The 2,046-nt window shown below is 61.6% G+C and carries 1 protein-coding gene; it reads right to left on the reverse strand.

Features of this window, described 5'->3' with window-relative positions; genetic code table 11:
- Positions 1–2,046: immunoglobulin-like domain-containing protein (locus tag FQ668_RS27235; protein ID WP_369333841.1), on the reverse strand; the 2,046-nt coding region annotated here is incomplete at both ends.

A 2,046-nucleotide genomic window follows, 5' to 3' on the forward strand; every position in this document is an offset into this window, starting at 1 on the left:
GAGTGGTTGTTGATCGGCAGGCCGTCTTTGTTGGTCAGCGTGACGGTGTAGGTGATCTCGCCGCCTTCGGTCACCGACGGGGTGGCGGTCAGCTTGGCCACGACTTCGTCGAGGGTGTCGGTCACTTGAACCGAAGCAGCACCACCCAGTTCCAGGTTCTCAAAGGTGTGACCGTCTATATCCACAGCGGACGTGATGCCCAGACTGATCTGGCCTGCGTCCTGGTAGACGTCATCGCCCTGTGCGTCGTGGGTGTACGGCGCGCTGGTTTCACCGGCCTTGATGGTGACCTGGGCGTTGTTGCTCAGGGTCACGACCAGGTCGTGGGCCAGCGGCTGGTTGACGTGCACAGTGAAGGTCGGTTTGACGTTCTCGGCCACCGAGGTCTGGTCGGCCGTGATGGTGACTTTGACCAAGTCGCCTTCGTTGCCCGGCGTACCTGGCTCGTCGGTCACGGTAGTGCTGACCGGGGTTTTGTCGAGTGTCAGTTGCTCGAACTTGCCAACGTCCGCACCTTCAACGGTAGCGATCGACATCACGACAGGGTCGTTAGCGCCGACGTAGACGTTGTCCGGGGCAGCCACGGTGGCAGTACCCACGGTGCCGTTGGCCGGCACAGTGATGACGGTTTTGCCGTCGCTCAGGGTGAAGGTCAATGCACTGTGGTTGTTGATCGGCAGGCCGTCTTTGTTGGTCAGGGTGATGGTGTAGGTGATCTCGCCGCCTTCGGTGACCGACGGGGTGGCGGTCAGCTTGGCCACGACTTCATCGAGGGTGTCGGTGACATCCACTTTCGCGGCACCGCCCAACTCGAGGTTCTCGAACGCAGCACCAGTGGCATCCACCGCCGAGTTGATGCCCAGGCTGATCTGGCCCGCATCCTGATAGACATCATCGCCTTGCGCGTCGTGGGTGTACGGCGCGCTGGTTTCACCGGCCTTGATGGTGACCTGGGCATTGTTGCTCAGGGTCACGACCAGGTCGTGGGCCAGCGGCTGGTTGACGTGCACGGTGAAGGTCGGTTTGACGTTCTCGGCCACCGAGGTCTGGTCGGCCGTGATGGTGACCTTGACGATGTCGCCTTCGCTGCCTGGAGTGCCTGGCTCGTCGGTCACCTCGGTGTTGACTGGAGTCTTGTCCAGGTTCAGGTTTTCGAACTTCCATGCATCAGCGCCGCTGACCGCGTCGATGGCATTGACCACCGGCGCGTTGGTGCCGACATAGACGTTGTCCGGGGCGGTTGCAGTCGCCGAACCGGTGGTGCTGTTGGCTGCCACAACGACAGTGGTGCCGTCGGTCAGCTTGAAGTACAGCTCCGAGTGGTTGTTGATCGGCAAGCCGTCTTTGTTGGTCAGCGTGATGGTGTAGGTGATCTCACCGCCTTCGGTGACCGAAGGGGTCGCGGTCAGCTTGGCCACCACTTCGTCGAGGGTGTCGGTCACTTGAACCGAAGCAGCACCACCCAGTTCCAGGTTCTCAAAGGTGTGACCGTCTATATCCACAGCGGACGTGATGCCCAGACTGATCTGGCCAGCGTCCTGGTAGACGTCATCGCCTTGCGCGTCGTGGGTGTACGGCGCGCTGGTTTCACCGGCCTTGATGGTGACCTGGGCATTGTTGCTCAGGGTCACGACCAGGTCGTGGGCCAGCGGCTGGTTGACGTGCACAGTGAAGGTTGGTTTGACGTTCTCGGCTACCGAAGTCTGGTCGGCTGTGATGGTGACCTTGACGATGTCGCCTTCGCTGCCTGGAGTGCCTGGCTCGTCGGTGACCTCGGTGCTGACCGGGGTCTTGTCCAGGTTCAGGTTTTCGAACTTCCACGCATCTGCGCCGCTGACCGCGTCGATGGCATTGACCACCGGCGCGTTGGTGCCGACATAGACGTTGTCCGGGGCGGCTACAGTGGCCGAACCGGTGGTGCTGTTGGCTGCCACGACGACAGTGGTGCCGTCGGTCAGCTTGAAGTACAGCTCCGAGTGGTTGTTGATCGGCAGGCCGTCTTTGTTGGTCAGCGTGACGGTGTAGGTGATCTCGCCGCCTTCGGTC

This window comes from Pseudomonas sp. Kh14, assembly GCF_900291005.1.
Classification (GTDB): domain Bacteria; phylum Pseudomonadota; class Gammaproteobacteria; order Pseudomonadales; family Pseudomonadaceae; genus Aquipseudomonas; species Aquipseudomonas alloputida.